Source organism: Noviherbaspirillum saxi, from assembly GCF_003591035.1.
Taxonomy (GTDB): Bacteria; Pseudomonadota; Gammaproteobacteria; order Burkholderiales; family Burkholderiaceae_D; genus Noviherbaspirillum; species Noviherbaspirillum saxi.
Map to the genome: position 1 here is coordinate 482591 of NZ_QYUO01000003.1, position 21854 is coordinate 504444.

Sequence of the window (21854 nt, forward strand, 5' to 3'; positions counted from 1 at the left end):
ATGAACACGACTATAAAAACTTTTCGCTACCTCGCAGCCTTGTTTGTTGTGTCGGCGGCCTTATTAGGGTGTGAGAAAGCGGGCACGTCAGCGCAGAAGTTCGGCACAGTGGATATCACGGGAGGTTCGTGGGGTGCCAACTTTCAGTTGACCGACCACAATGGTCAACCGCGGACGATCGCTGATTTCAAAGAGAAAGCCGTCTTGCTTTTCTTTGGCTATACCAATTGTCCTGACGTGTGTCCAACCACAATGGTCAAGCTTGCATCGGTCATGGAAAAACTCGGGAAGGACGCCGAGCGGGTACAGGTGCTAATGGTGACGTTGGACCCCAAACGAGATACTCCTGACGTCTTGAAGACATACGTACCTTCGTTCCATCCATCGTTTCTCGGCCTTCTGGGCTCCGAGCAGCAGGTAGAGAACACGGTAAAGGAATTCAAGGTAATTCGTGCCATTCAGACATCGGACCAAAACGGTTTTTATACGGTGGACCACTCAGGCGGCACGTATGCATTTGACCCGCAAGGACGCCTTCGCTTGTTAATTAGCGACTCTCATTCCGTGGACCTTATTGCGCAGGACCTGAAAAGCCTGCTTAAAACATGATGGCAAATTCTGTGGACTCAGCTAAAACGCCCGGGTGGGCTCTCCTATTCGCTTGCTGGCTTTTAGCTACTATTTCTTCCCTTGGCGCGCTGTTTTTAGGAGAGGTCATGGGGCTGACACCATGCGTATTGTGCTGGTATCAGCGTATTTGCATGTTCCCGCTCGTTCTCATTCTTGCGGCAAGCCTGTTCCCCTTAGACGTCAAGGTCGTACGTTACGCTTTTCCGTTGGCAGTCACCGGACTGGGAATTGCAATATTTCATCTGCTGGTTGCTCAGGGTTTGATTGCTGAGACTCTTAGCCCTTGCACGCAAGGAGTCCCATGCTCAGCGGAACAGATTGAATGGTTCGGATTTTTGACCATTCCCATGCTCTCTGTCGGGGCCTTCGCATTCATAACTGCATTGCTTATTACTACCCAACTCAAGGCATCCAAGTGAAACAAAAAACGCTCTTTATCGCGACCACCGTCATACTGGCAGTTGCATTCGCTCTCGGCATCAGTCTCTATAAGAGCCGGAAGGTCGAGCAAGTTACGCAGGCGACTTCGCAAAACAGTGAGGCCCTTGTGCGGTTTCATTCGCCATCGCTAGGCAACGCAAGTGCACCGGTACATATCGTCGAGTTTCTCGACCCGGCTTGCGAAGCATGTCGTGCGTTTTATCCTTTTGTAAAAGAGTTGATGGCCGCACATCCTGAGAAAATCCGACTTTCCATTCGCTATGCGCCTTTTCATCAAGGCGCAGATCAGGTCGTGAAGGTTCTTGAGGCGAGCAGGAAACAAGGCAAATACTGGCAAGCGCTCGAAGCCTTGCTTGTTGCGCAGCCACAATGGGCACCAGACCATTCCGCACATCTGGATTTAGTTTGGCCCCACCTGGAAGGATTGGGGCTGGATATGTCGCGCCTGAAGGAGGACATGAAGTCCCAAGAATTGGTGCAACTGATCGAGCAAGACCTACAAGACGTAAAAACGCTGAACGTCAAGGGGACACCGGAATTTTACGTGAACGGAAAGCCACTGCCGTCTTTCGGGCCAGAACAGCTCCAGAAGTTAGTCGAACAAGAACTTGCAAGTACCGGCACGGCAAAATAATAGAGCCCCACGCATCATATAGACGGAGCCTACGTCCGACCAGAGCGTCCCCAAAGAGTTACGGAAAAACATTCACAATAAATTTCGCGTAACTACTTGGCAGCTGTCACTCACATGCTCGATTTGCTCTGCAACGAATAGATCGCCGAATAACTCGCACTGAAATTTGGCGGCAACTCTATCGTTCCCGCTTTCACACGTGCATGGCGCGCCGGTTCGCCGCGTACCATGCGATTGCGATGCCGGCTGTCGATCACCGGCGCCATATAGGCAAACGCATCCGCTGCAGCAGTCGGATACGCAGCGACATTGAAAATGGCGCTGCATGAAACGATATGTTCACGGTGATCTTAACGTGAGCGTCGACGTAGGGATAAACATCTTCAGGCCGGGATCCCTGCGGGTACGCCTGAAGTGAATTGTTCCTGCCATCGAAGCACCGTCACGGATTGTCCGGCGACGCCCCAGTTGTCGGTATCGACTTCGTCGATGATGACAAAGGTAGTCGCCGGATTTTTATTCAACACGCGCACCAGCAGCTCGGTAGCCCCCTTGATGAGTTCGGCCTTCTGCTCGGGCGTGGCGCCTTCGCGGGTGATTTGGATATTCACATATGGCATGACAAGAATTCCTTATCGCTTTTCGTGTTGGATTTCGGTAGAAGGCGGGACGTGGGTAAACAGCTTGTTGACAATCAGCCATCGGCCCTCCTGACGAACCAGGGCGAGATAGTCGAAGTAGTTAAACCCCAGCATCTGGCAATGGGTTTTGGCATAGGCGATGTTGTCCAACACCTCGACCGCCAGGGTTTTCATGCGAAAGGACTCGCCCGATGCTTGCGGGGACTGGCGGTTTTCAACTGCGTTCAAATAGTCGGCGAGCAGCTTGAGGTAAGGCTGGCCGTTGATCTCGCCGAACAAGATGGCTTGAGGATGAAACGCGCCTTTCAGTTGCGGGACATCGCCCCTGTAGATGGCGTCGAAATAGCGATTGAGTACATCGTGGATTTCCTGATGATTGTTCATGTTTTTTCCTCGGATGAATGAGTCCACTGCTTACCACTTCCCGGAGCTCATGCCGCCATCGACCGGAAGCACGACGCCAGTGGTGAATTCCGCATCGGTGAGGTAGAGCACCGCATCGACCACCTCCCTGGTTGTTCCTATCCGTCCCACCGGTTGCATGGTGTTCAGGAAGCCGTGCATGTCGCTGGTATATAACGGCGTGTCGATGATGCCGGGGGCGACTGCGGTCACTTTGATGTTGTGCGGGGCAAGTTCGAGCGCGAGGGCCTTGGTCGCATGGTTGATGCCGCCCTTGATCAGAATAGGAAGCGCAGCGGGCACGCTCGCATTGGGCTGCAACGCGATACTTGCGGTGATGCTGACGATGTGGCCTTGCTTGTGCTGCGCCATGTGGGCAGCCGCCTGCTGGCTCGCGTGGAAGAAGCCTTTCAGATTGGTATTGACCAGACTGTCGAGTTCTGTCTCCGTGTATTCGGTAAACGGCTTGGCGTTGAAGATGCCAGCATTGTTGACCAGGATATCGACTTTCCCGAATGCGGCGACGGCGCGCTCGAACAGCTTTTTCGCGGTCGCCTTTTCAGCGATATCGCCTTCGACCAACAGAAAATTCTCGGGATTGCCGAGCTTGGCGGCTGCATGCATCAACCGCTCATGGGTGCGTGCGTTGCCAACGACATTGAAGCCGCGCTGAAGATACGCCTCGGCCAAAGCGAGTCCGATACCGCTGGATGCGCCGGTGACAATCACGGTTCTGCTGTTGCGTTCCATAGTGGAAGTCCTTTCCGATGGTGTTGATATGAATGTTTTCCACAGGCGAACAAGGCACCAATTGCCGGATTCGCCAAATGCGAAATGCAGTTTATTGATGAGCCGGGAATCAATAAATGGCTTACCATTCAAATTTGCTGATACATGATGTAATAAATTATGGCCAGACAGTTCGACGATGTTTTACTCGGCAGCATCGAGCTTTTTTGTTCAGCAGCGGAGTTGGGAAGCTTTACCGCTGCAGCGACGATGGCTGGAATAACGCCTGCAGCGGTCAGCCGTTCAATTCTCCGGCTGGAAGCCAGATTGGGCGTGCGGCTGTTCGTGCGCACGACCAGGAGCATCAAGTTGACGGAGCCCGGTCGCGCTTACTTTGAACAGTGTCGGCAAGCGCTGAATCAACTGGCCGATGCGGAGCGTGCAGTGACCGGTCAACAGAGCGTGCCTGCGGGCATGTTGCGCATCAGTTTGCCCACGCCCTATGGACACTATCGAGTCTTGCCCCTGCTACCGGAATTCGGCGCGCGCTATCCGGAGGTGCAGATAGAGGTCCATTTAAGTAACAGGAACATCGACTTTGCCGAAGAAGGCTATGACCTCGCGATACGCGCCCGTACGCCGTCCGACTCAAGCATGATCGTCCGTAAGCTGGAAGATGCGGCACTGGTCGTGGTGGCCACACCTGCTTATCTGCAGCAGGCAGGCATCCCGGAATCGCTCGAGGCCTTGCGCGATCACACTTGCATACAGTTTCTGCTGCCAAGCAACGGCCGGCAAATTCCATGGCTGTTCAGAAAAAACGGCAAAGACCTGGAAGTGACAACAGAGGGCGGCTACCGCTGCGCAGAGGATGTGTTGGGTGGCGTCACATTGGCACGCAGCGGCGCAGGACTGTTCCAGACTTACCGGTTTATTGTGGAGGATGATTTACGGCACGGGAAATTGGTCGAAGTTTTGCAGCCGTTCGCTGGTCGCTCGCGTCCATTCTCATTGCTTTATCCACATGCAAGGCTTGTCCCGCTACGGGTACGGACCTTCGTTGATTTTTTACTTGACGCGCTTGGAAACGGGCATTCCGTTCCAGCGACATGAATGGACGGCCTACAACTTTCCACAGGACCTGTTGCAAGTACGCCGGAAATCGGTGTAGGTCCGGCCCGATTTGTCCTATGTCAAATGCACCGTACGGAATCGGTAGCAAATTGAATACGTAGAGAAAGTAAGCTTGCATGTCTGCTCGCCATGAATCCTGCTTATGGCGAGCATGAAGAACCGGGACCTGTCGGATGTTTCACTGCGCATCTTGATGACGGCCCCGTTTGAAATGGTTCAAGCCGTCATGAAAACAAGTGATGATCGCGTTGCCTTTCCATTTGACAGCGAAGCGCCGGGCGGTCTGCGATTGCGCCTGAAGCCTTCAAGACCTGGTTCACGCCATTTTCCGGAAGGTGCTCAGCATTTCAGCAAGCCGCCGCGCAGCGCTTTCCGCACGGACCACGTGTCTGTACAGCCAGCATCAGCATCGCCGACGCTGCCGTCTCCCTTGAGCGAACGGAGCGCCCTCGGCTTCGAAAGCCCGGCGGCCTTTTTACGCAAGCATCTTTTTGTGATCCTGAGCATATGTGCTGCGGCTTCCGTTGTTGGCGCGGCGATGGGATTTTATTTTGCCTGGTCATTGCTTCCCCTGCCGATGCAAGCCGGTTCCACCGAAGCAGAACATGACCGTCCTGCTACTGCCCGGCCGTCTCCATCCGACACCATCGCGATCAGGATCGCTGAAATGCGGAGGATCGCATCCGAAGATTCAGAGACGCCTGCGGATCAGGAGCAATTAACGACGCCGGGTAATAGCTCCGCTTTAACGCCGCTGCAAAACAACGGTTCGCCCCAGGATGCCTCGGCGCTGCGGATGCCGGCAATTCCTGCACCCGATCGGCCCTGCACGGCTGCCTCCATGGCGCTGGCCCTGTGTGGAAAAAGTCCGCCTTGAAGACCCGCGTGCGTCAGATGCTGACTGCTGAGGATGAATTCACGGCTACCAAGGCGAGGAATCGAGATTTGCGGAACAGAAAACAGAAACTGAAAGAATGAAGAATGACAGAACCGGAAAGTTCTGATATCGACGAGAAGGGAGGCGGTCCGTGAGATACATCCAATTTGTCCTTTGCCTGTTCCTGCTTCCAGTGGTGACGGCCTATTCCCAAACCGACTACAAGATTGTCACCGCATCAGAACGTGGTACCTATATTCAGATCGGCCGGGACCTGGCGAAATGGGTGGCGCCGCCAGCAATGATCAATCTTGAAGTTCTGCCCTCGAACGGCTCGGCGGAAAACGTCAAGCGCCTGCGTTACGAAGCCGGAGTCAAGCTCGCGCTGGTGCAATCCGACGTGTACCAGGCATTTGTCGACCAGGCTGCGGCGGGTAATGCAGCCGCCGGTACGCTGATCAATCCGCTGCGCGTCGTGCTGCCGCTATACGATGAAGAAATCTATTTTGTCACGCGCGCAGATTCTCCCCTGACGTACATCCACGAACTCAAAGGCAAGAAGATCAACGTCGGCCCGGTCGGCAGTGGCACCGCGCTCAGTGCAACGACGCTCTACCGTCTGATGTTTTCGACGCCATTACCCGAATCCGATGCAAGTTATCTGTCCAATGAAGAGGCGTTGCTGAAACTGACCAATGACAAGACGCTCGATGCGGTGGTCATCGTTGCAGGACAGCCGGCGAAACTGTTTTCGGAAATGGCACCGGAAGCGCGTCAGTACATCAAGCTTTTGCGCCGGGACGACAAGGCGCCCGAAATAGCGCGGGCGGTGACAACCTACTATCCGGCCAACATACGCAGTAAAAGTTATCCATCGTGGATGACCGAGGACGTGCCCACGCTGTCGGTAAAGGCATTCCTGGTCACCTACAACTATGGTAAGGAATCGACGCAAAGCAGCCTGAAAATGTTCGCGGAATCCTTATGCGCCAACTTCGATCAGTTGCAAACCCAGGGACATCCGAAGTGGCTGGAGGTGCAATTGCAAATGCCGGTCCTGGGTAAGGGCTGGAAGTATTACCCGACCATGGAACGCGTCCTGCGCTCCTGCATCGCCAACAAGTCCCGGCCTTCCCAGGCGACCTCGCCTTCGCCGGTTATAAGGAACTGCAGCCAGCAAGAGAAGGTGCTTGGATTGTGCCGCATGTAGCCGGCATGGATGGGAAGTGCTGGCGATGACAGAGACGTTTGCGTTAAACCATGTCGTAAGCAAGGGTCTTCCATGTGATACCGAGCTGGACGTCGGTCTTGAGGTGAACCAGGTCCCGCGACAGAAACAGAAGCTCTTTTTCCTTGCGCAAGGTCTCGCCGATCCTGTCTTTCAGGATACCTGCCCCGGCCATGATGCCATCCAGGTCGCCGTAAGACTGGACGAGTTTGGCTGCCTTTTTTACACCGATGCCCGTTACACCGGGTACACCATCCGTATCGTCGCCACAAAGAGCCAGCAAGTCCGGCATGTGCAATGGAGGTACGCCATACTTTTCCTGTACCCAAGCCTGGTCGCGCCATTCGCCGGTAAAGTATTCATAGAAGAGCGCACCCTGCGCCATCAGTATGTAGGTGTCCTTGTCATTTGCGACCACCACCGCTGCGCCGCGATCTTCGCGCAGCCAGCGGGATATCACGGTCGCGATCACGTCATCTGCTTCGACGCCCGGTTGAGAGACGACATGAAGCCCCAGTTCATGGAGTCGCTCATACAGCATGGGCAACGCATCCTTCAGCGCTTGGGGCATGGGTGCGCGGTTTTCGCGGTACCGTGGATGAATTTCATTGCGCCAGGTGGTACCGCCAAAATCAAAGGCAGGCAGGACGTGGGTGGGCTGGTGCATGGACAAGAGCTTGCGCATGGCGGCAACGGTATTGCGCACCGCGGCCTCGGCCTTTTCAGGTGAGTCCGGGTCTTTATTGGCCTCGTACATTCGACGTGTGATGTACAGCCCATCTATCGCCAGCAATTTGCGCATTCCTGCCGCCCTTCTCCGTTACACTTTTTCCCTCACCATTGTAGTCGGGCGCGCTGCAGAGCATCAAGCTTTGCAAGGCGATCGCTCTCACCCGGCGATTAATACCAATCCCAACCCATAACGTGCCATGAAACCGCGTCTTTTTCTGGGGGCGCCGAGCCGCCTGGCGGCGTTGCACTCGTCGTCAATAGCACGGCTATTGACTCCTCCTGCGCCTTGCCAGACGAAAAAATCCATCGATTTCATTTGTCACGTTACAGGTCGGGATTGGTATAACTCAAACAATTTCGGATAATGCGCGACGGCACCGGAAGGTAGTACTTGCAGCGTGCCCGCATAGCCCACCGTCGGGGCTTCATATGCATACTCGGTCGCTCCGATCCGGTGATAGGTTTGCGGCAGTGTTACAAACCGCATGCCGGGAAATTTCAAATAGGCTGCCGGCGCGTCGGCGTATTCACCAACTGCCAAAGCAAGCCGGTTTAGTACAATCAGATTGGTCGACGGCGTAAATCCGAGATCGACATCGACACAACCTGTAAGGTTTTTTTGTATGTCGTCACCAACTCTCCATTGTCTGTTTCGGACTGCAGCGGCTGCGGCAATTTTTAGCCTGATTTCTTTATTACCCAGATAACCCGATACTGCGGCGCGACGCGTTCGCCACGCCGTATCCACAACAACTTCATACTGAAAGTGACATGGTCGGTTGTCCTCGTGGAACACGGCGGCGCCGGCGAGCCGCCATCCATTAGGCAGTCTGAACAGGCGGCAACTGTCGTGGCCAGGACCATCCAGCTTCCTCCAGAAAAAAGATCCTGCGGGTTTCATGTCGCCTCCGCTGTCGTAATGCCTTCTCGGTTCGTTTGCAGCGTTTGTTCTGCGATCAAGTCCACGGCTGCCATGCTGATGCGGCATATGGCGTTGCACTTATCGGCAACGCCGGCCTCAACATCCTAAGGTCGCTGCCAGGTCAACGATGCTGGAAGCGTGAAACGTGTTCTCCTGGTTCGGCGATACGTCCTTTTTCTGCGTCGCCCCCAGTTCATAAGGTCGTTCTATGTAGGCTGTCTTCAAGCCCGCAGCCCGCGCTCCGGCCAGATCGTCCTGATGCGCCGCGACCAGCATGACTTCTTCCGGCGCGACATCGAATATCTTGGCGACGCCAAGGTAGGTCGCAGGATCCGGCTTGTATTTCCCGAAGACTTCGGCCGAGAGTATGCAATCCCAGGGCAGTCCTGCATTCTTGGCCATGTTGGTCAACAATCCGATATTGCCGTTCGACAAGGTGCAGATAGTGAACCTGGACTTCAACCGCGTTAAGCCTTCTACCGAATCAGGCCATGCGTCGAGACGATGCCATACCTTGTTCAGGTGCCGTTTCTGTGATTCATCCAGGCTTGAAATGGCATACTTCGCCAGCAGCTCATCCAGCACCATGCGGTGCAAGTCATCGATCAAGGTCCAGCCGAGTTCGCCCGACATCACCCGCTTCATGGCTGGCTGATAGCCGGCTCGCCATGCCAGCGCAAACTCATTGCCATCGACGCCCAGTTGCATGCGGTCGATTTCACGCGCAATGCTGGAATGCCAATCTACTACCGTGCCGAATACATCGAAAGCCAATATTTTTATTTGCATTGATGTGTCTCCTTATGTTGAGATGAATCGGATCAGGCGCGATGCGCGAAATTCAGTTCGATTCCATTGTCCATCGGATCACGCAAAAATAGTTACCGCTGCCTGACGAGTGGAACTTCGGACAGGCGATAGCCGATTTCAAGAGATTTGAGCCAGCTTTTCATTGCATCGAAGTTTTCACAAGAAGAGGCGACATGGTCGAGGATACTCTGAGCCGCTTCGCCGCGTTGATCTGCTTCCCGTGCAATGGACAGTCTAGCGTAACGGGCTCGCCGGAGGCGGGCTCAAGTTAGCGCTCTTGTCAGGATTGCGTGCGGCGCGGTTCAATCTGTATGCGATCGACGCGCAAATCACAACCATGACAAGCACCAATCCGTACAAACTCAATCTGATATTAAGCGGCATAGGTAGTGGCTCCCATAGCCTCAAGGCATCATTTATCAAGAGAACATTGCCTATAACAATAACGCCTGTCGTTCGATAGTATTTTTTGCCGTTCTTATTTATTGAGAAGAGCGACAAAGCGAGGGCCAACAGCGCAAGCACTACACCAAACAGAGAAATAGCGCCAGGTACCAGGTTAGGGGCGATTGCGAATAACGCCACTGTGACCGCCATCCTTCCAGCCCATCTGCTCATGTTGTTGAATCCTGAGGACACGTTATATCGATCGCTGATAGTGTAAACAGCGCATTCTTTCTTAGTGCCGGTGAAATTCAATTGGCCCAGCCATTTTCGGGGTCAATATAAAGTGTGTAGGAGTCGTCATTCCATAGATGCATATCTCCCCGTTATACGGACAGACAAGAAACCGGGAAACAAGGAGAGCATGAAAGCACGACGAATTCAGAGCATTTCTATAAATCTCAAGCATCATCGATCGGAAAGCGCGAGATTGGCACCCAAGCCGGCAAACGCAGCAGCGAAACTGCGGCGTAGCCAGGTTTGAACGCGCGCCGACTCGATGACGAATTTACGAAAAGCATGTGCAAGGACCGCGTACACGACAAACACTGCGAACGTCATCGCCATGAAAACACTGCTTAATAGCAGCAGTTGCGCGAGCGGAGATGCGGCTGCAGGTTCGACGAACTGCGGCAGGAAAGCCAGGAAAAAGATCGTGAGCTTTGGATTGAGTATATTGAGAAGAAAGGCCTTGATGATGATATTTGCTGCTGTACGGGTCGGCGCCGTTCCATCGATGGAAAAAGCAGCTTTATCTTTCCATGTCATATAGGCCACATAGAATAAGTAAGCGACGCCGGCAAACTTGAGCACCTGGAAGGCGATCGCGCTCGTATGGAGCAGCGCCGCCAACCCAAGTATGGTGGCAATCAGGTGGGGCACGATACCGGCGGTGCAACCAAGCGCGGCGAATACGCCGGCTTTACGCCCTTGAATGAGGCCTGCCGACACGGTGAATACCACGCCCGTGCCAGGGATCAAAACCACAATGAGAGAAGTGATGATGAATTCCAGACTGACCATGAATGTTTTCTCCGATAGGTAGACCGAACGAATTGGCGGTCAAGATAAGATGCTTTACATGACTGTCAGGCAGCTTTTGTCCGTGCGTGACTATCGATTTTACCGAGCAGCCACTGCAGTCCCGACAAATGCTGCTGATCGTGACTACATAGGTAATGCATGAGACCTTTGACCGTAAGCCGTCCGTATCCCTCGAAATAACCGCTGCGTGCGAGTTGCTCAGGGGTTAAGTTCTGCAGCAGTTGCACGGTTTCCCTGCGGGCTGCCCGGATCTCTTCAAACATCTTGGCAGGATCGGCATCGGCATAACGCCGTTCTTTGGCCAATGCATACCCATCAATGGAATCAAGCGTCGGATTGGATTCGCTCAACAGGCGACGAAAACGGACATGGTAGCCATCGATCTCAATGTCGCGCACATGGCATACCTGCTCAATGGCTGTAAATGATTCACTAGGAATGCCGTCCCAGGATTCCGGTGCCCAGTTCCAGTGGCTTTTCGGTATCGCGAGAAAAAACTGTTCGAACTGTGCGGGAAATGCTTCCAGGGCGGATATGGTTGCCTGGTTCATGTTCCAATCTCCCTAGCGTTGGTTAATGTCAGATTGAGCTGCCTGCTGAACAGGATGGTACATCCGTTTCCCTTTGCGTTGCCATGCTTGACTTTATACGTCCCGCGACGGCACTGGGGGTGACAAAATCAAGCGGCTGGAAAACAGACGGCGAAACGCACACCTTTGCCGTCAGGTCCGGTATCGAGCTCTATCCGGGCATGATGCGCAACGGCGATGTCGTGCACGATCGCGAGGCCGAGGCCGGTTCCATTGATTTTGTCATCCAGGCGGACGAAACGCTGGAAAACTTTTTCCCGGTCTTCGAGCGCTATGCCGGGTCCCGAATCCTCGACAATGAGATGTACGTCGCCGGCGATTTCCAGACATCTGACCGTGATGCGACCATCGACAAAGCTGTAGCGGATGGCGTTGTCGACAAGGTTGTCCACCAAATCGCGCAACAAAAAACGATCGCCCATGACGCGCGCGGGTTGCAGGTCGAAACCGATGTCGATGCGTTTCTTGTCCGCTTCCTGTACGAAGTGCTGTATCGACTCGGTGACAAGCTTGTCGATCTCGACGGGTGCGAGCCGCTTGCTCTCGAATTGAGCGGGTTCCGCACGCGCTAGCGAAAGCAGCTGGTTGGTCTGGCGAATCATCCGCTCCACCGATGAACTGATGAGGCGGGTCGATTGCTCCATCTCTGCGGTTAGGCGCTGGCCGGACTGCAACAGCTCAAGCTGTGCGCTGATGCCTGCCAGCGGCGTACGCAACTGGTGCGCGATATCGGCCAGAAACGATTGACGCGCGCGACTGTCTTCCTGGGCTCTGGCCAGCAAGCCGTTGATGGCGCGCGCCAGCGGGCGCAACTCCGCCGGCATGCCCTCTTCTTCGGTCGGCGACAGATCGTTCGCATTGCGCGTATCGAGTCGCTTGCGCATTGTCTGCAGCGGAAACAAGCCTTCTGTCACGGCGAACCAGACGATCGCCAGCGATGCGACAACCAGCAGGGCTTCCAGTCCGAGCAGCGCCAGCAGGATGCGCGACTGGATCTGCCGTCGCGCCGAGAGGGTTTCTGCGGCACCGATCCATACGGCTTCCGTGCCGACCACAGTCTTCATCGCGACGATCCGGATATGATATTCGCGCAGATTGCCCATATAGGCGATGACTTCATTGTTCTTACCGCCGTACACGAGAAACGATGGAAAATCCGGGTCGCCAGCAATGAGCTTACCGGACTGATTCCGGACCGCATAAAACACCGAATCGGTCAGGTTGAAGCGCAGCATCCGATCGGCCTGATCCGAGAAATCCAAACGGACCGTGCCGTCCACCACCTTGAGGTGAGCGCGCATGTCGTACACGGCTTCTGCCAATTTCTGGTCAAGCGCATCCTGCGCCGGGGCCCAGGCCAGCATATAGATCAGCAGCGCGCCGATAAGATTGATGACCACCAGCGGCGCAATCAGCCATTTCAGGAGGTCCGAGCGTATGCTTGCCGTCATTCCTTGCTCGCTTCGAGCATGTAGCCGAAGCCGCGGATCGTGCGGATGGCAATCCCGGCGCCCGCGATCTTGATCCGGATGCGGGATACATAGACTTCGACGGCATTGAGTGTGATTTCTTCACCCCACGGCAGGATGGCGTCCAGTATCTGCTCCTTGGACACCACGCGCGAAGCCTGCTGCAACAGGTATTCGAGTACTGCCCATTCGCGTGCCGACAGTTCCACCACATTGCCATTGACGCGCGCGCGCTTGGCATGCATGTCGAGCGACAGGCCCATCATCTGCAGTTCGGCGGGACGAGGACTGCTGCGGCGTACCAGCGCGCGGATACGCGCGGCCAGCTCCGGTGCGGCGAACGGCTTGACCAGATAATCGTCGGCGCCGAGTTCAAGGCCGCGCACCCGGTCCTCGACGGCGTCGCGCGCGGTGAGGAGCAATACCGGCACATTACTGCCTCTTGCGCGCAAGCGGCGCACCACCTCGAATCCATCGATGCCCGGCAAGCCGATATCCAGCACCACGACCGCAAGTTCACTGCGCTTGAGAATCGCATCCGCTTCCGATCCATTCGACGTGACGTCGACCACCATCCCGTAACCTTTCAGGATGCGGGATATGCCGTCGGCGAGCACGGCATCGTCTTCTACCAAGAGTACATGCATGGGTCTTCAATGAGCAGGGTTTGCGGTTCGGCCGCGACGCATTTGCACGCCGCGACCTTGACAGCCTTCAATGGTATTGGAAAAGCGACTCCAATGCCGCCGGCAGACAAGATTTTCGGGCGATCGGGCACATGTGTTGTCAGCTTATTGTCAGGAATTCTTCAGCTTCGCGACAGGAGTGGGCCATATAGTCGCCACATCTTTAATAGCGATCCTTATCAATATCTGATGCAGGATCGATAACAATGGAGACTGTCGTGCCAAACTTCATCCGTAACCCGCAGGATTTCTGGTCGGGTTTTATCTTTCTATTTGTCGGCCTGGCCGCGGTGCTGATCGGCCGCGACTATGCCATGGGCAGCGCAGGACGCATGGGCCCGGCTTATTTCCCCACCATGCTGGGCGCGCTGCTCAGCCTCATCGGCGCCATGTCGGTTGCTCGTTCCATGTTTCGTTCAGGCGAGGCAATAGGACGTATTGCGTTGAAAAACCTGCTCCTGATCATCGGAGCCGTGATCCTGTTCGGCATTCTCGTCCGTGGCGCAGGCTTGGTCGTTGCCGTCATTTTCCTGGTCATGGCAAGCGGCTTTGCCAGCACCAAATTCAAGGCATTGCCCTTCCTTGCCGTCGCCATCGGTCTGGCGGTATTCAGCGCGCTGGTGTTCGTCGTCGCGCTGGGATTGCCGATGCCGGTATTCGGCCCTTGGTTCGGCTTTTAAGGAGACAACATGGAAATCCTCGGCTATCTGTCTCTCGGTTTCGATACCGCTCTTTCGCTGAACAATCTTCTTTATTGTCTGATCGGCGTTTTCCTCGGTACCGCCATCGGCGTGCTGCCCGGTCTGGGACCGGTGGCCACCATCGCCATGCTGCTGCCGGCTACCTTCGCACTGCCCCCGATCTCGTCGCTGATCATGCTGTCGGGGATCTATTACGGTGCACAGTACGGCGGCTCGACCACCGCGATCCTGGTCAACCTGCCCGGCGAATCGTCGTCGGTGGTGACCGCGATCGACGGCTACCAGATGGCGCGCAACGGCAATGCCGGCAAGGCGCTGGCGACCGCCGGAATCGGCTCGTTCTTCGCCGGCACGGTGGCCACGCTGCTGCTGGCGCTGTTCGCCCCGCCCCTGGCCGAACTGGCGCTGAAGTTTGGTCCGGCCGAATACTTTTCGCTGATGGTGCTGGGTCTGGTCGCCTCGGTGGTGCTGGCGCATGGCTCGCTGCTGCGCGCCATCGGCATGATCATCCTCGGCTTGTTACTGGGCCTGGTCGGCACCGACGTGAACTCCGGCACGCCGCGCTATACCTTCGATCTGCCGCAACTGGCCGATGGCATCAACTTCGTCGTGGTCGCGATGGGCATGTTCGGCCTGGGGGAAATCATTGCCAACCTCGACCACGAAGAGACGCGCTCGCTGCTGTCGATGAAGGTAGGCCGCCTCATGCCTGACAAGGATGATCTCAAGCGCATCGTCGCGCCAATCCTGCGCGGCACCGCGCTGGGGTCCATGCTGGGCATTTTGCCGGGCGGCGGCGCGATGCTATCGTCGTTTGCCGCGTATTCGATCGAAAAGAAGATTTCGAAGAATTCGGCCCAGTTCGGCAAGGGCGCGATCGAAGGTGTGGCGGCCCCCGAATCGGCTAACAATGCCGGTGCGCAAACTTCGTTCATCCCGATGCTGACCCTGGGCATTCCGTCCAATCCGGTGATGGCGCTGATGATCGGCGCGATGATCATCCAGGGCATCCAGCCGGGACCGGCGGTCATGACGGAACAGCCGGCGCTGTTCTGGGGCATCATCGCGTCGATGTGGATCGGCAACTTCTTTTTGATCGTGCTGAACCTGCCGATGATTGGCTTGTGGGTGCGCATGATCATGGTGCCGTACCACTACCTGTATCCAGGCATCCTGGTGTTCTGCGCGATTGGGGTGTTCAGCCTGAATAACAGCGAATTCGACGTGTTCCTGATGGCGGGCTTCGGTCTGTTCGGCTACGTCTGCAGCAAGCTGAAAATGGAAGCGGCGCCGATGCTGCTGGGTTTCATCATCGGACCGATGATGGAAGAGTATCTGCGTCGTGCGCTGCTGTTGTCGCGCAGCGATCCGATGGTGTTTTTGCAGCGCCCGATCAGCGCGACGATGCTGATTCTGGCAGCACTGGCCATGGCGGTAGTGCTGCTGCCAGCCTTGCGCAAGAAACGCGAAGAAGCCTTCGTCGAGTAAACAGCTGCGCCGGCGCAGCATCGTCGATCCAACGCCGGTATCCCGGGGTTGGATCGATAGTTCTTCGCAAGAGTGTGCGACTCTTGACTACGGTTTGAGCTGTACCCGAATCTCTCCCGCCGGGTATGCGACGCTGTGAACATTGATATACAGATTGCCGGCTTTGTAATCTGCAAACTGGGCGTCCGTCAGTTTTGCGCTGGCCGGTACGGAAAACACCTTATCCGAAGTCTTTGTCAACGGAATGATAACGGGGCCGTTTTCGCTCTTGGATCCCCGATGGATATGAGCGGCCGTTGCGCTCAGGTCGTCGATGATGACCGATCCGCTGACGGTTCTGTCGTCGGCAACGGTGATCGTACTTTTTCCCGATGCCTTGGTTGTAATCGGTGGCACCTCGTTGGCCCCGCTCAACGTCGTGGTGGGTTTGGAGCCGCCAAGACCGACCTTTTCCATCATGCCGCAGCCGCTGGACCATACTGCGATACCGGCAACGATGACGGCAGCAGCCACACGCCGGGCAGCACTATATTCTGAACGCTTCATTATTGTCTCCTTAAGCTGCAGGTTGGAATCGGTGCAGTATTGTTCTGCGGAACAGTGCATCGCAATCGCTGCATATTGAGCTTAGAAGAATGCGTTACGCGTGAACTTAAGTAATCAATAAGAATTGATTCAAATCAAGTCGTGCCGGAGAGAAGAGATATTCGCCCAACTGCAGTTCGCGTCGTAGGTGCCCTGCGCGAGTCTGCGTATTGCCTCGTTGAATGAAAACCGGGATTTTTTATTGCTTCAAGCGCACGACTCGCGCGCATCGTTAACTTTCCGGGCGTGGGCGGCATGCCCGCGACCACGCCCGATAATAGGTCTGGACCGCAGCGTCCTTAGTGGTGGCTTCCCCCATTCAAAGGTCCGGGATTCCTACTGCCGTCGTTTCCATTTCCTCCAGAGCCTATGACCGTATGATGGAGATCGTGTATCTCTCCGTCGCTTAAAGGCTCGCCAATCTTGATGGAAACATCCCCGGAACCGTCAGAATTTTCTCCTACTATGCGGCCATTTTCGATCCTAAGTCTACCACCCGAGTTTTTAACAATTTCTTCGGCATCTTTTTGGGTGAGTATTTCTCCCGGAGTAAATTCGTCCTGACTAAGGCTAACGTTGGGCAAAGTGAAAGAGACACCGGACATAGCTATTCTCCCTATAAGTATTGAAAGTCCCCAAGCACCCCATGATGCTCGCGATAGACTTAATACGTGAGTGGATCGAGCCGGAAAAATAGTTCCTATCGCTGCGGATAACACATCAAAAAAACGGTTGGGACTTGCAGCCTGCATCCCGCCACCGCATAGCTGGTGCAGTGGATGCCAGACTATCTGGCCGCTTCGGTGACAAATGCGATTTTGGTAATGCCGACGCTTTGCGCGATGGCCATCACTTCGGCAAGCTGCTCATAGTGCGTGCGGCGGTCGGCGCGCAAGTGCATTTCGGGTGACGGCGCACCCTGGGCCAATGTTCCTTTCAAGTGTCCCGCCAACGAAGCATTGCCAACTTCTTCACCGCCGACAAATATCCGGTTCCGGGCATCCAGTGAGACCTGGACCGTAAGCGCCTGATCGTTCATGCGCGTAGCGTCTACCTTGGGCAGGTCCACCGGCACCGCCTGGTTCAGCAAAGGTGCCGTGATGATGAAGATGACCAGCAACACGAGCATCACATCGACCAGCGGCGTGGTGTTGATCTCGACCATAGGTTGGCTGTGACCGCTCTTGCTGCCGTTGTAGTTGAATCCCATCGTTGCCCCCGGGTTAGCTCGCTGCGCGCAGAGCCGTCACCGCGACCGCTCTGGCCTGACCGTCGACGCGCACCCCTGCCACCAGATAGGCATGCAGGCTATTCGCAAAGCCATCCAGCTGGGCCAGCACGAGGCGATTTCCGCGGGTGAATGCGTTATACGCCAGCACAGCCGGAATCGCGACAAACAGGCCGGCGGCCGTCATGATCAGTGCCTCACCGACCGGCCCCGCCACCTTGTCGAGTACGACTTGCGTCGCTCCCGACAATCCGACCAGCGCGTGGTAAATGCCCCAGACGGTGCCGAACAGGCCGACAAACGGCGCGGTCGAACCGACCGAAGCGAGAAACGTCAACCCACGTTCGACGCGCGCCTGGGCAAGCACGGTCGACTGTTGCAAGGTGCGTCCGATAAACTCGCTTGCATCCACGCCGGCTCCGATGCCGCCCGATGACTTTTCTTCCCATGCCTGGGCGGCCAGAATCGCATCGGTGGCAAGGAGGGCAAACACGCCGGTTTTGTCCTGTGCCCGGATGGTGTCGAGCGCCTGCGCACGCGAACTCGCATTCCAGAATACGGTCATGGCGGCAGAGATGATTGAGCGATTACGCCACTGCGCGAACGCCTTGCCGATGATGATGTACCAGCTGGCAACCGACATCAGCAGCAACATGACGGCGACGGCATACGACACCGCATCGCCTTGGGCCAGGAAGTGCGCCAGTCCGAGTTTGTCATTCATGGGAAGACTCCTTGTTCAACGAGGTTGATTGTCAAAAGATCAGGCCGTCGCGGGCTTGCGCATGCGCCAATGCAGCAGCAATTCGGTAATCAGCACCAAGCCTGCCGACAGCCCCAACAAGGGCATTGCCATGCTCAGGATGATGGCCGTCACCCATGTCGCGGGAGAGGCCGATGTCCATGCGCCGGGTAGCAGGCGCGGCAGCCCGAGCGCACCGCTTTGCCGGCGCTTGAAGTACATCACCCATCCGGATACGAGCGAGAACAGGATGCCGAGTCCGAACATCAGCAGCACTGCCTGATTCCACCAGCCGAATTCGCCGCGATGGAAGGGAATGCCGATCGCCGTTGCCTTGCCAAACGCCGTTTGCCTGTCCCATCCCGCGTAGTAGAGACTGTTGCCACTGTACGCATCCAGTACCAGGTCGAACTTCTTTTCCGGCTGCCTGCGGTCGAAGCTGGCTGCGCGCCAGACGCCGTGTGCTCCTCGCGGCGCCGTCAGTTGCATTGACACATCCGGAGCCTGCCGGCGCGCGGCATCCCATGCTGATTGCCAGTTCATCGGCGTCGCGCCTTCGATCGCCGCGGATTTCAGATTCCGCGGCGCTTGCGGCGGTGCCTGCCCCGCCAGATCGCGTGCACCCCGTATCTGTTCGCCCGCGTACTTGCTCCATGTCAGTCCGGTTGCCACCATGATCAGGCTGATCAGGCTCAGCGCGATACCGATGAAGGCATGCCATTGCCTCCAGGCCGGGCGCCCTTGCGTTCCCTTTTGCGGCAACGCGTTCTGCTTCTTCGATGGCCACCACAACACGATGCCGGTGATCAGCATGATCATTAGCCAGCTCGCGGCAAGCTCGATCATCCAGCGCCAGCCGTCGCCTTGCAGCAGACTGGAGTGCAGTTTTCTCGACCAGTTGCCGAAACGCTCCGCCTCCACTTGACTACCCAGCACTTCCGCCGTGTACGGGTTGACGTACATGACCGTGGGCCGCGCCGAAATGCTGTCGGCGGCAGGCCCGTGGTCATGTCCTTCGTGTCCGGGCCTGGTGCCGACCGGTGCGAAATAAACCTTCACGCTATCGCGCTCGTTATAGGCGGGCACGACGGAGCGCAACATCAGGCCCTCCGGCATTGCGGCATTTGCCGCAGCAACTGCATCGTCGAGCGGCCGCATGGCCCCGGCAGGAACGACCCGATCCATTTTGCCGTACAACGCGCTTTCGATCTGCGGTGTGAAGATGTACAGGATGCCCGTGAATGCCGCAACCAGTGCAAATGGCGAGGCGATCAGCGCCGCCCAGAAATGGATACGCCAGAACAGGCTCCTGCGCTGGGCCTCCAGTAATTTCTCATTATTGACGGTGCTTATCCTGGTTCGAATCATGCATGCTCTCCTGATGATCAACGCCTGCCGTCTCACATACTGAACTTCAGCTCAGCGACGACAGTGCGCTGGGTATACGGATGGAAGGCCCAGTACTTGTAGTTGTTGAGGTTGTCGATGCCCAGCGCCAGGCTCCACTGCCTGGCGACGCGGTAGTGCATGCGCACATCGGCTACCAGGAACTTGCTGACGCCGGTGTAGCTGAAGCCGTTCGGATCGCTGTTGTCCAGCGTGCCGTACTGCCTTCCGCTATAGCGCAGGCCGAGCGTGTGGGTCCATTTTTCATTGGCGCGATAAGTGGCCAGCAGGTTGGCGCGCCATTTCGGCACGCGCGGCTGCCATTTGCCCACGCTCGCCGGGAACTTGGCATTCTTCGCTATCGTCGAATCGGCATAGGTCAGGCTGCTGTTCAGGTCCAGGCCGCGCAAGCCGATGTCATTGGCCTGGTAGGCCAGCTCCAGGCCGGAAGTGTGGATCTCGTCCACGTTCTGGATATTGGTCAGGCTCGGCGTGACCGTGACGTTCGTTTGCGAATACAGCGCGTCGCGCGTGTTTTCATGGAACAGCGTGGCGCGCATCAAACCGTTGCCTAAGTCGCGTTCCACGGTCCATTCGCTGGTCCAGGATTTCTCCGGCCTCAGGTTCGGATCGTTGTTGACGATGGTGCCGGTAGAAATGCTGCCCTGGTACAGTTCGGCGACCGTCGGCATGCGCACCGCGCGTCCCAACGATGCCTTCAGCGCCAGTTCGGACGATACCTGGTAGGCGATCGCCGCCTTCGGCGAAAAATGGGTTTCCTTGCGTTCCACGAACGGCAACACCGAACTTGCGTTCGCGATCTCGCCGCCATAGGCATGCCATTCTTCGAGGCGTCCACCCAGCGTAGCGCGCCATGCTGGCGCGAAGCGCCAAGTGTCTTGCAGATACAGGCTTTGCAGTGCACTGTTGCCATTGAAAGCGGAGAAGCGGGCCGCCGCGCCGCCATTGAGCCAGTCCGGCGTATCGGACACCAGCGTGCGCAGCTTGTAGTTCTCGCGCTGGTAGCCCATATCGACAATGTGCGCGCCCGCCGCGCCATCCGGACGCCAGGTGCCTTTCAGCGACAGCGCATGCCAGCCAGTGCCGCCCATGTCGGTGATGCGGCCGGCGCTGGCCGCCGGCAATGCGGTGGTCGGCGTGCGTACCTGGTCCTTTGCATAATCGTAGAGACTGGCCGCGACTTCCCAATCCCAGACACCCTGGATATTGCTCTTCACCGACAAGCCATGCATCACATGTTCCAGCTTGCCGTTGCTCGGCGCGAAGTCGGCCGGCGTCAATGCAAACTGGCGGCCGCCGATATTGACGTTGCCGCTGTAGACAGGCTTGCCGGCCGCGTCATGCAAATAGGTTTGGGAGGTGCGCTTTGCTTCGTTCTGCCACCAGCCGAGCGTATAGCTGGCGCGCAAGGTTGGTGAAAAATCATAGGCAAGCTTGGCTTTCGCATGGTCCTGGATGGTGTGCACCTGGTTCGTGGCGCCGAGAATCCACCAGTCCCGGTTTTGCGGATTCTTGTCCGCGATCGCCCCCGTCACGGGCGTGCCGGCGCCGCTCGCCGTGCCGGCACTGACCAGCCTGGTCGCGAAAACGAGCGGCTGGCCGTCGCTGTCGAGCCGGTTGACGTTCAGCCACCAGAACCAGTTGCCGTTCCTGTTGCCCAGCGACGCGCTGGCCTGGTGTCCGGAATAGGTGTCATCGGCGCCATATTGCTGGAAGCTTTGGGTGAAGCCGGTCAGCTTGGCATGGCCTTCGAATTTCGTCGGCATACGCGTCAGATAGTCCACCACGGCGCCGACCGAGTTGCCCGGATAGGCTGCCGAGAACGGACCGTACAACACATCCACGCGCTCGATCTCTTCCGGCGTTACCAATCCCCAGCGCGGCGTAAAGGAAGCGCCGTTGCCCAGCAGGTTGGACAGCAGGATGCCGTCCGCATAGACCAGCGAGCGTGCGCTGTTGCCGGTTCCCGATGCGCGGCTGGCCAGGACCGCATGGTCGTAGTCGCCGATGTAGCGCTTGCGCACCAGCAGGCTCGGCAGGTATTTCAGCGCATCTTCGCTGTCGGTTGCATTGATCGTATCCTCGACCTGTTCACCGGTCACGCCTTCGATGGTGGTCGGGATCTGCGTCGGCAGGGAAGTCGGACGCCCGCCGGTGACCGTGACCGTGCCCAAGGTCTTGACCGGACCGCCGGATACCTGCTGGGCCGATGCGCCGGTAGCCAGGGCGGCAAGCAAGGCAGCGTATAGCAGGCGGTAGCTGGATTTCATTCTTGTGTTCCCCCCTTTGT

The 21854-nt window shown here is 56.8% G+C and carries 24 protein-coding genes; 8 read left to right on the forward strand and 16 right to left on the reverse strand.

All coding sequences use genetic code 11. The features are described from left to right. Genes D3871_RS25395 through D3871_RS25405 form a run of 3 tightly spaced genes read left to right on the forward strand, consistent with a single transcriptional unit; the run spans nucleotide 1 to nucleotide 1705 of the window. Entirely contained in the window at nucleotides 1–609 is a 609-nt protein-coding gene (locus tag D3871_RS25395; RefSeq protein WP_119771883.1) for an SCO family protein, read from the forward strand. Next, nucleotides 609–1049, forward strand: coding sequence for a disulfide bond formation protein B (locus D3871_RS25400; protein ID WP_119772771.1), 441 nt, complete (start codon nucleotides 609–611; stop codon nucleotides 1047–1049). Before D3871_RS25395 ends, D3871_RS25400 begins: the two co-directional genes overlap by 1 nt. Beyond that, complete coding sequence (locus D3871_RS25405) at nucleotides 1046–1705, forward strand: DsbA family protein (RefSeq protein ID WP_199724928.1); 660 nt, start codon at nucleotides 1046–1048, stop codon at nucleotides 1703–1705. The genes D3871_RS25400 and D3871_RS25405 overlap by 4 nt, the downstream gene beginning before the upstream one ends. A gap of 383 nt (nucleotides 1706–2088) precedes the next feature. On the opposite strand, the gene D3871_RS25410 is transcribed toward D3871_RS25405, so the two are convergent. From D3871_RS25410 to D3871_RS25420, 3 genes are read right to left on the reverse strand one after another with little or no spacing between them, the layout of a single operon-like run. After that, nucleotides 2089–2325 carry a tautomerase family protein gene (locus D3871_RS25410; protein WP_119771885.1) on the reverse strand — a complete coding sequence of 79 codons (237 nt, stop codon included), beginning with the start codon at nucleotides 2323–2325 and terminating at the stop codon, nucleotides 2089–2091. Nucleotides 2326–2337: 12 nt separating this feature from the next. Next, entirely contained in the window at nucleotides 2338–2730 is a 393-nt protein-coding gene (locus tag D3871_RS25415) for a nuclear transport factor 2 family protein (protein ID WP_119771886.1), read from the reverse strand. A gap of 30 nt (nucleotides 2731–2760) precedes the next feature. Beyond that, a complete protein-coding gene (locus tag D3871_RS25420) occupies nucleotides 2761–3498 on the reverse strand; it encodes an SDR family NAD(P)-dependent oxidoreductase (protein WP_119771887.1) in 738 nt (245 codons plus the stop codon). Nucleotides 3499–3657: 159 nt separating this feature from the next. On the opposite strand from D3871_RS25420, the gene D3871_RS25425 reads away from it, so the two are divergent. The 3 genes from D3871_RS25425 (at nucleotide 3658) to D3871_RS25435 (ending at nucleotide 6698) form a co-directional block, all read left to right on the forward strand. After that, complete coding sequence (locus tag D3871_RS25425; protein WP_119771888.1) at nucleotides 3658–4590, forward strand: LysR family transcriptional regulator; 933 nt, start codon at nucleotides 3658–3660, stop codon at nucleotides 4588–4590. A 163-nt stretch (nucleotides 4591–4753) separates the two neighbouring features. Beyond that, on the forward strand, nucleotides 4754–5488 hold the full coding sequence (locus D3871_RS25430) for a hypothetical protein (protein WP_119771889.1): 735 nt from the start codon (nucleotides 4754–4756) through the stop codon (nucleotides 5486–5488). A 160-nt stretch (nucleotides 5489–5648) separates the two neighbouring features. Next, nucleotides 5649–6698 carry a TAXI family TRAP transporter solute-binding subunit gene (locus D3871_RS25435; RefSeq protein ID WP_233575900.1) on the forward strand — a complete coding sequence of 350 codons (1050 nt, stop codon included), beginning with the start codon at nucleotides 5649–5651 and terminating at the stop codon, nucleotides 6696–6698. A 43-nt stretch (nucleotides 6699–6741) separates the two neighbouring features. Here the strand turns inward: D3871_RS25435 and D3871_RS25440 are convergent, their stop codons facing one another. The 7 genes from D3871_RS25440 to D3871_RS25475 form a co-directional block, all read right to left on the reverse strand. Continuing rightward, nucleotides 6742–7518, reverse strand: a complete 777-nt coding sequence (locus D3871_RS25440; RefSeq protein WP_119771891.1) for a 5'-3' exonuclease — start codon at nucleotides 7516–7518, stop codon at nucleotides 6742–6744. Nucleotides 7519–7767: 249 nt separating this feature from the next. Continuing rightward, nucleotides 7768–8349 carry a putative glycolipid-binding domain-containing protein gene (locus D3871_RS25445; RefSeq protein ID WP_158598058.1) on the reverse strand — a complete coding sequence of 194 codons (582 nt, stop codon included), beginning with the start codon at nucleotides 8347–8349 and terminating at the stop codon, nucleotides 7768–7770. Nucleotides 8350–8466: 117 nt separating this feature from the next. After that, complete coding sequence (locus D3871_RS25450) at nucleotides 8467–9159, reverse strand: haloacid dehalogenase type II (RefSeq protein WP_119771893.1); 693 nt, start codon at nucleotides 9157–9159, stop codon at nucleotides 8467–8469. Between the two features lie 873 nt (nucleotides 9160–10032). Beyond that, nucleotides 10033–10647 carry a LysE family translocator gene (locus tag D3871_RS25460; RefSeq protein WP_119771895.1) on the reverse strand — a complete coding sequence of 205 codons (615 nt, stop codon included), beginning with the start codon at nucleotides 10645–10647 and terminating at the stop codon, nucleotides 10033–10035. 65 nt (nucleotides 10648–10712) lie between these two features. Next, a complete protein-coding gene (locus tag D3871_RS25465) occupies nucleotides 10713–11219 on the reverse strand; it encodes a DinB family protein (protein ID WP_119771896.1) in 507 nt (168 codons plus the stop codon). A 128-nt stretch (nucleotides 11220–11347) separates the two neighbouring features. After that, nucleotides 11348–12709 carry a sensor histidine kinase gene (locus tag D3871_RS25470; protein WP_119771897.1) on the reverse strand — a complete coding sequence of 454 codons (1362 nt, stop codon included), beginning with the start codon at nucleotides 12707–12709 and terminating at the stop codon, nucleotides 11348–11350. Then, on the reverse strand, nucleotides 12706–13374 hold the full coding sequence (locus D3871_RS25475) for a response regulator transcription factor (RefSeq protein ID WP_119771898.1): 669 nt from the start codon (nucleotides 13372–13374) through the stop codon (nucleotides 12706–12708). Before D3871_RS25475 ends, D3871_RS25470 begins: the two co-directional genes overlap by 4 nt. 257 nt (nucleotides 13375–13631) lie before the next feature. Between D3871_RS25475 and D3871_RS25480 the strand changes: the two genes are divergently transcribed. Together D3871_RS25480 and D3871_RS25485 are read left to right on the forward strand one after the other, a co-directional pair. Continuing rightward, nucleotides 13632–14093 carry a tripartite tricarboxylate transporter TctB family protein gene (locus D3871_RS25480; protein ID WP_119771899.1) on the forward strand — a complete coding sequence of 154 codons (462 nt, stop codon included), beginning with the start codon at nucleotides 13632–13634 and terminating at the stop codon, nucleotides 14091–14093. Nucleotides 14094–14102: 9 nt separating this feature from the next. Beyond that, nucleotides 14103–15602: a tripartite tricarboxylate transporter permease gene (locus tag D3871_RS25485; protein ID WP_119771900.1), complete on the forward strand. Its 1500-nt coding sequence runs from the start codon at nucleotides 14103–14105 to the stop codon at nucleotides 15600–15602. Nucleotides 15603–15689: 87 nt separating this feature from the next. Here the strand turns inward: D3871_RS25485 and D3871_RS25490 are convergent, their stop codons facing one another. From D3871_RS25490 to D3871_RS25510, 6 genes are all read right to left on the reverse strand, one after another. Continuing rightward, nucleotides 15690–16148: a CHRD domain-containing protein gene (locus tag D3871_RS25490; RefSeq protein ID WP_233575818.1), complete on the reverse strand. Its 459-nt coding sequence runs from the start codon at nucleotides 16146–16148 to the stop codon at nucleotides 15690–15692. 338 nt (nucleotides 16149–16486) lie between these two features. Further along, complete coding sequence (locus tag D3871_RS30020; RefSeq protein WP_147376897.1) at nucleotides 16487–16792, reverse strand: hypothetical protein; 306 nt, start codon at nucleotides 16790–16792, stop codon at nucleotides 16487–16489. Between the two features lie 182 nt (nucleotides 16793–16974). Then, a complete protein-coding gene (locus tag D3871_RS25495; RefSeq protein WP_119771901.1) occupies nucleotides 16975–17397 on the reverse strand; it encodes an ExbD/TolR family protein in 423 nt (140 codons plus the stop codon). A gap of 13 nt (nucleotides 17398–17410) precedes the next feature. Further along, entirely contained in the window at nucleotides 17411–18139 is a 729-nt protein-coding gene (locus D3871_RS25500; RefSeq protein WP_119771902.1) for a MotA/TolQ/ExbB proton channel family protein, read from the reverse strand. Between the two features lie 39 nt (nucleotides 18140–18178). Further along, nucleotides 18179–19525, reverse strand: coding sequence for a PepSY-associated TM helix domain-containing protein (locus D3871_RS25505; protein WP_119771903.1), 1347 nt, complete (start codon nucleotides 19523–19525; stop codon nucleotides 18179–18181). 32 nt (nucleotides 19526–19557) lie between these two features. Continuing rightward, a complete protein-coding gene (locus tag D3871_RS25510) occupies nucleotides 19558–21834 on the reverse strand; it encodes a TonB-dependent receptor (protein ID WP_119771904.1) in 2277 nt (758 codons plus the stop codon). Nucleotides 21835–21854: the final 20 nt, after the last annotated feature.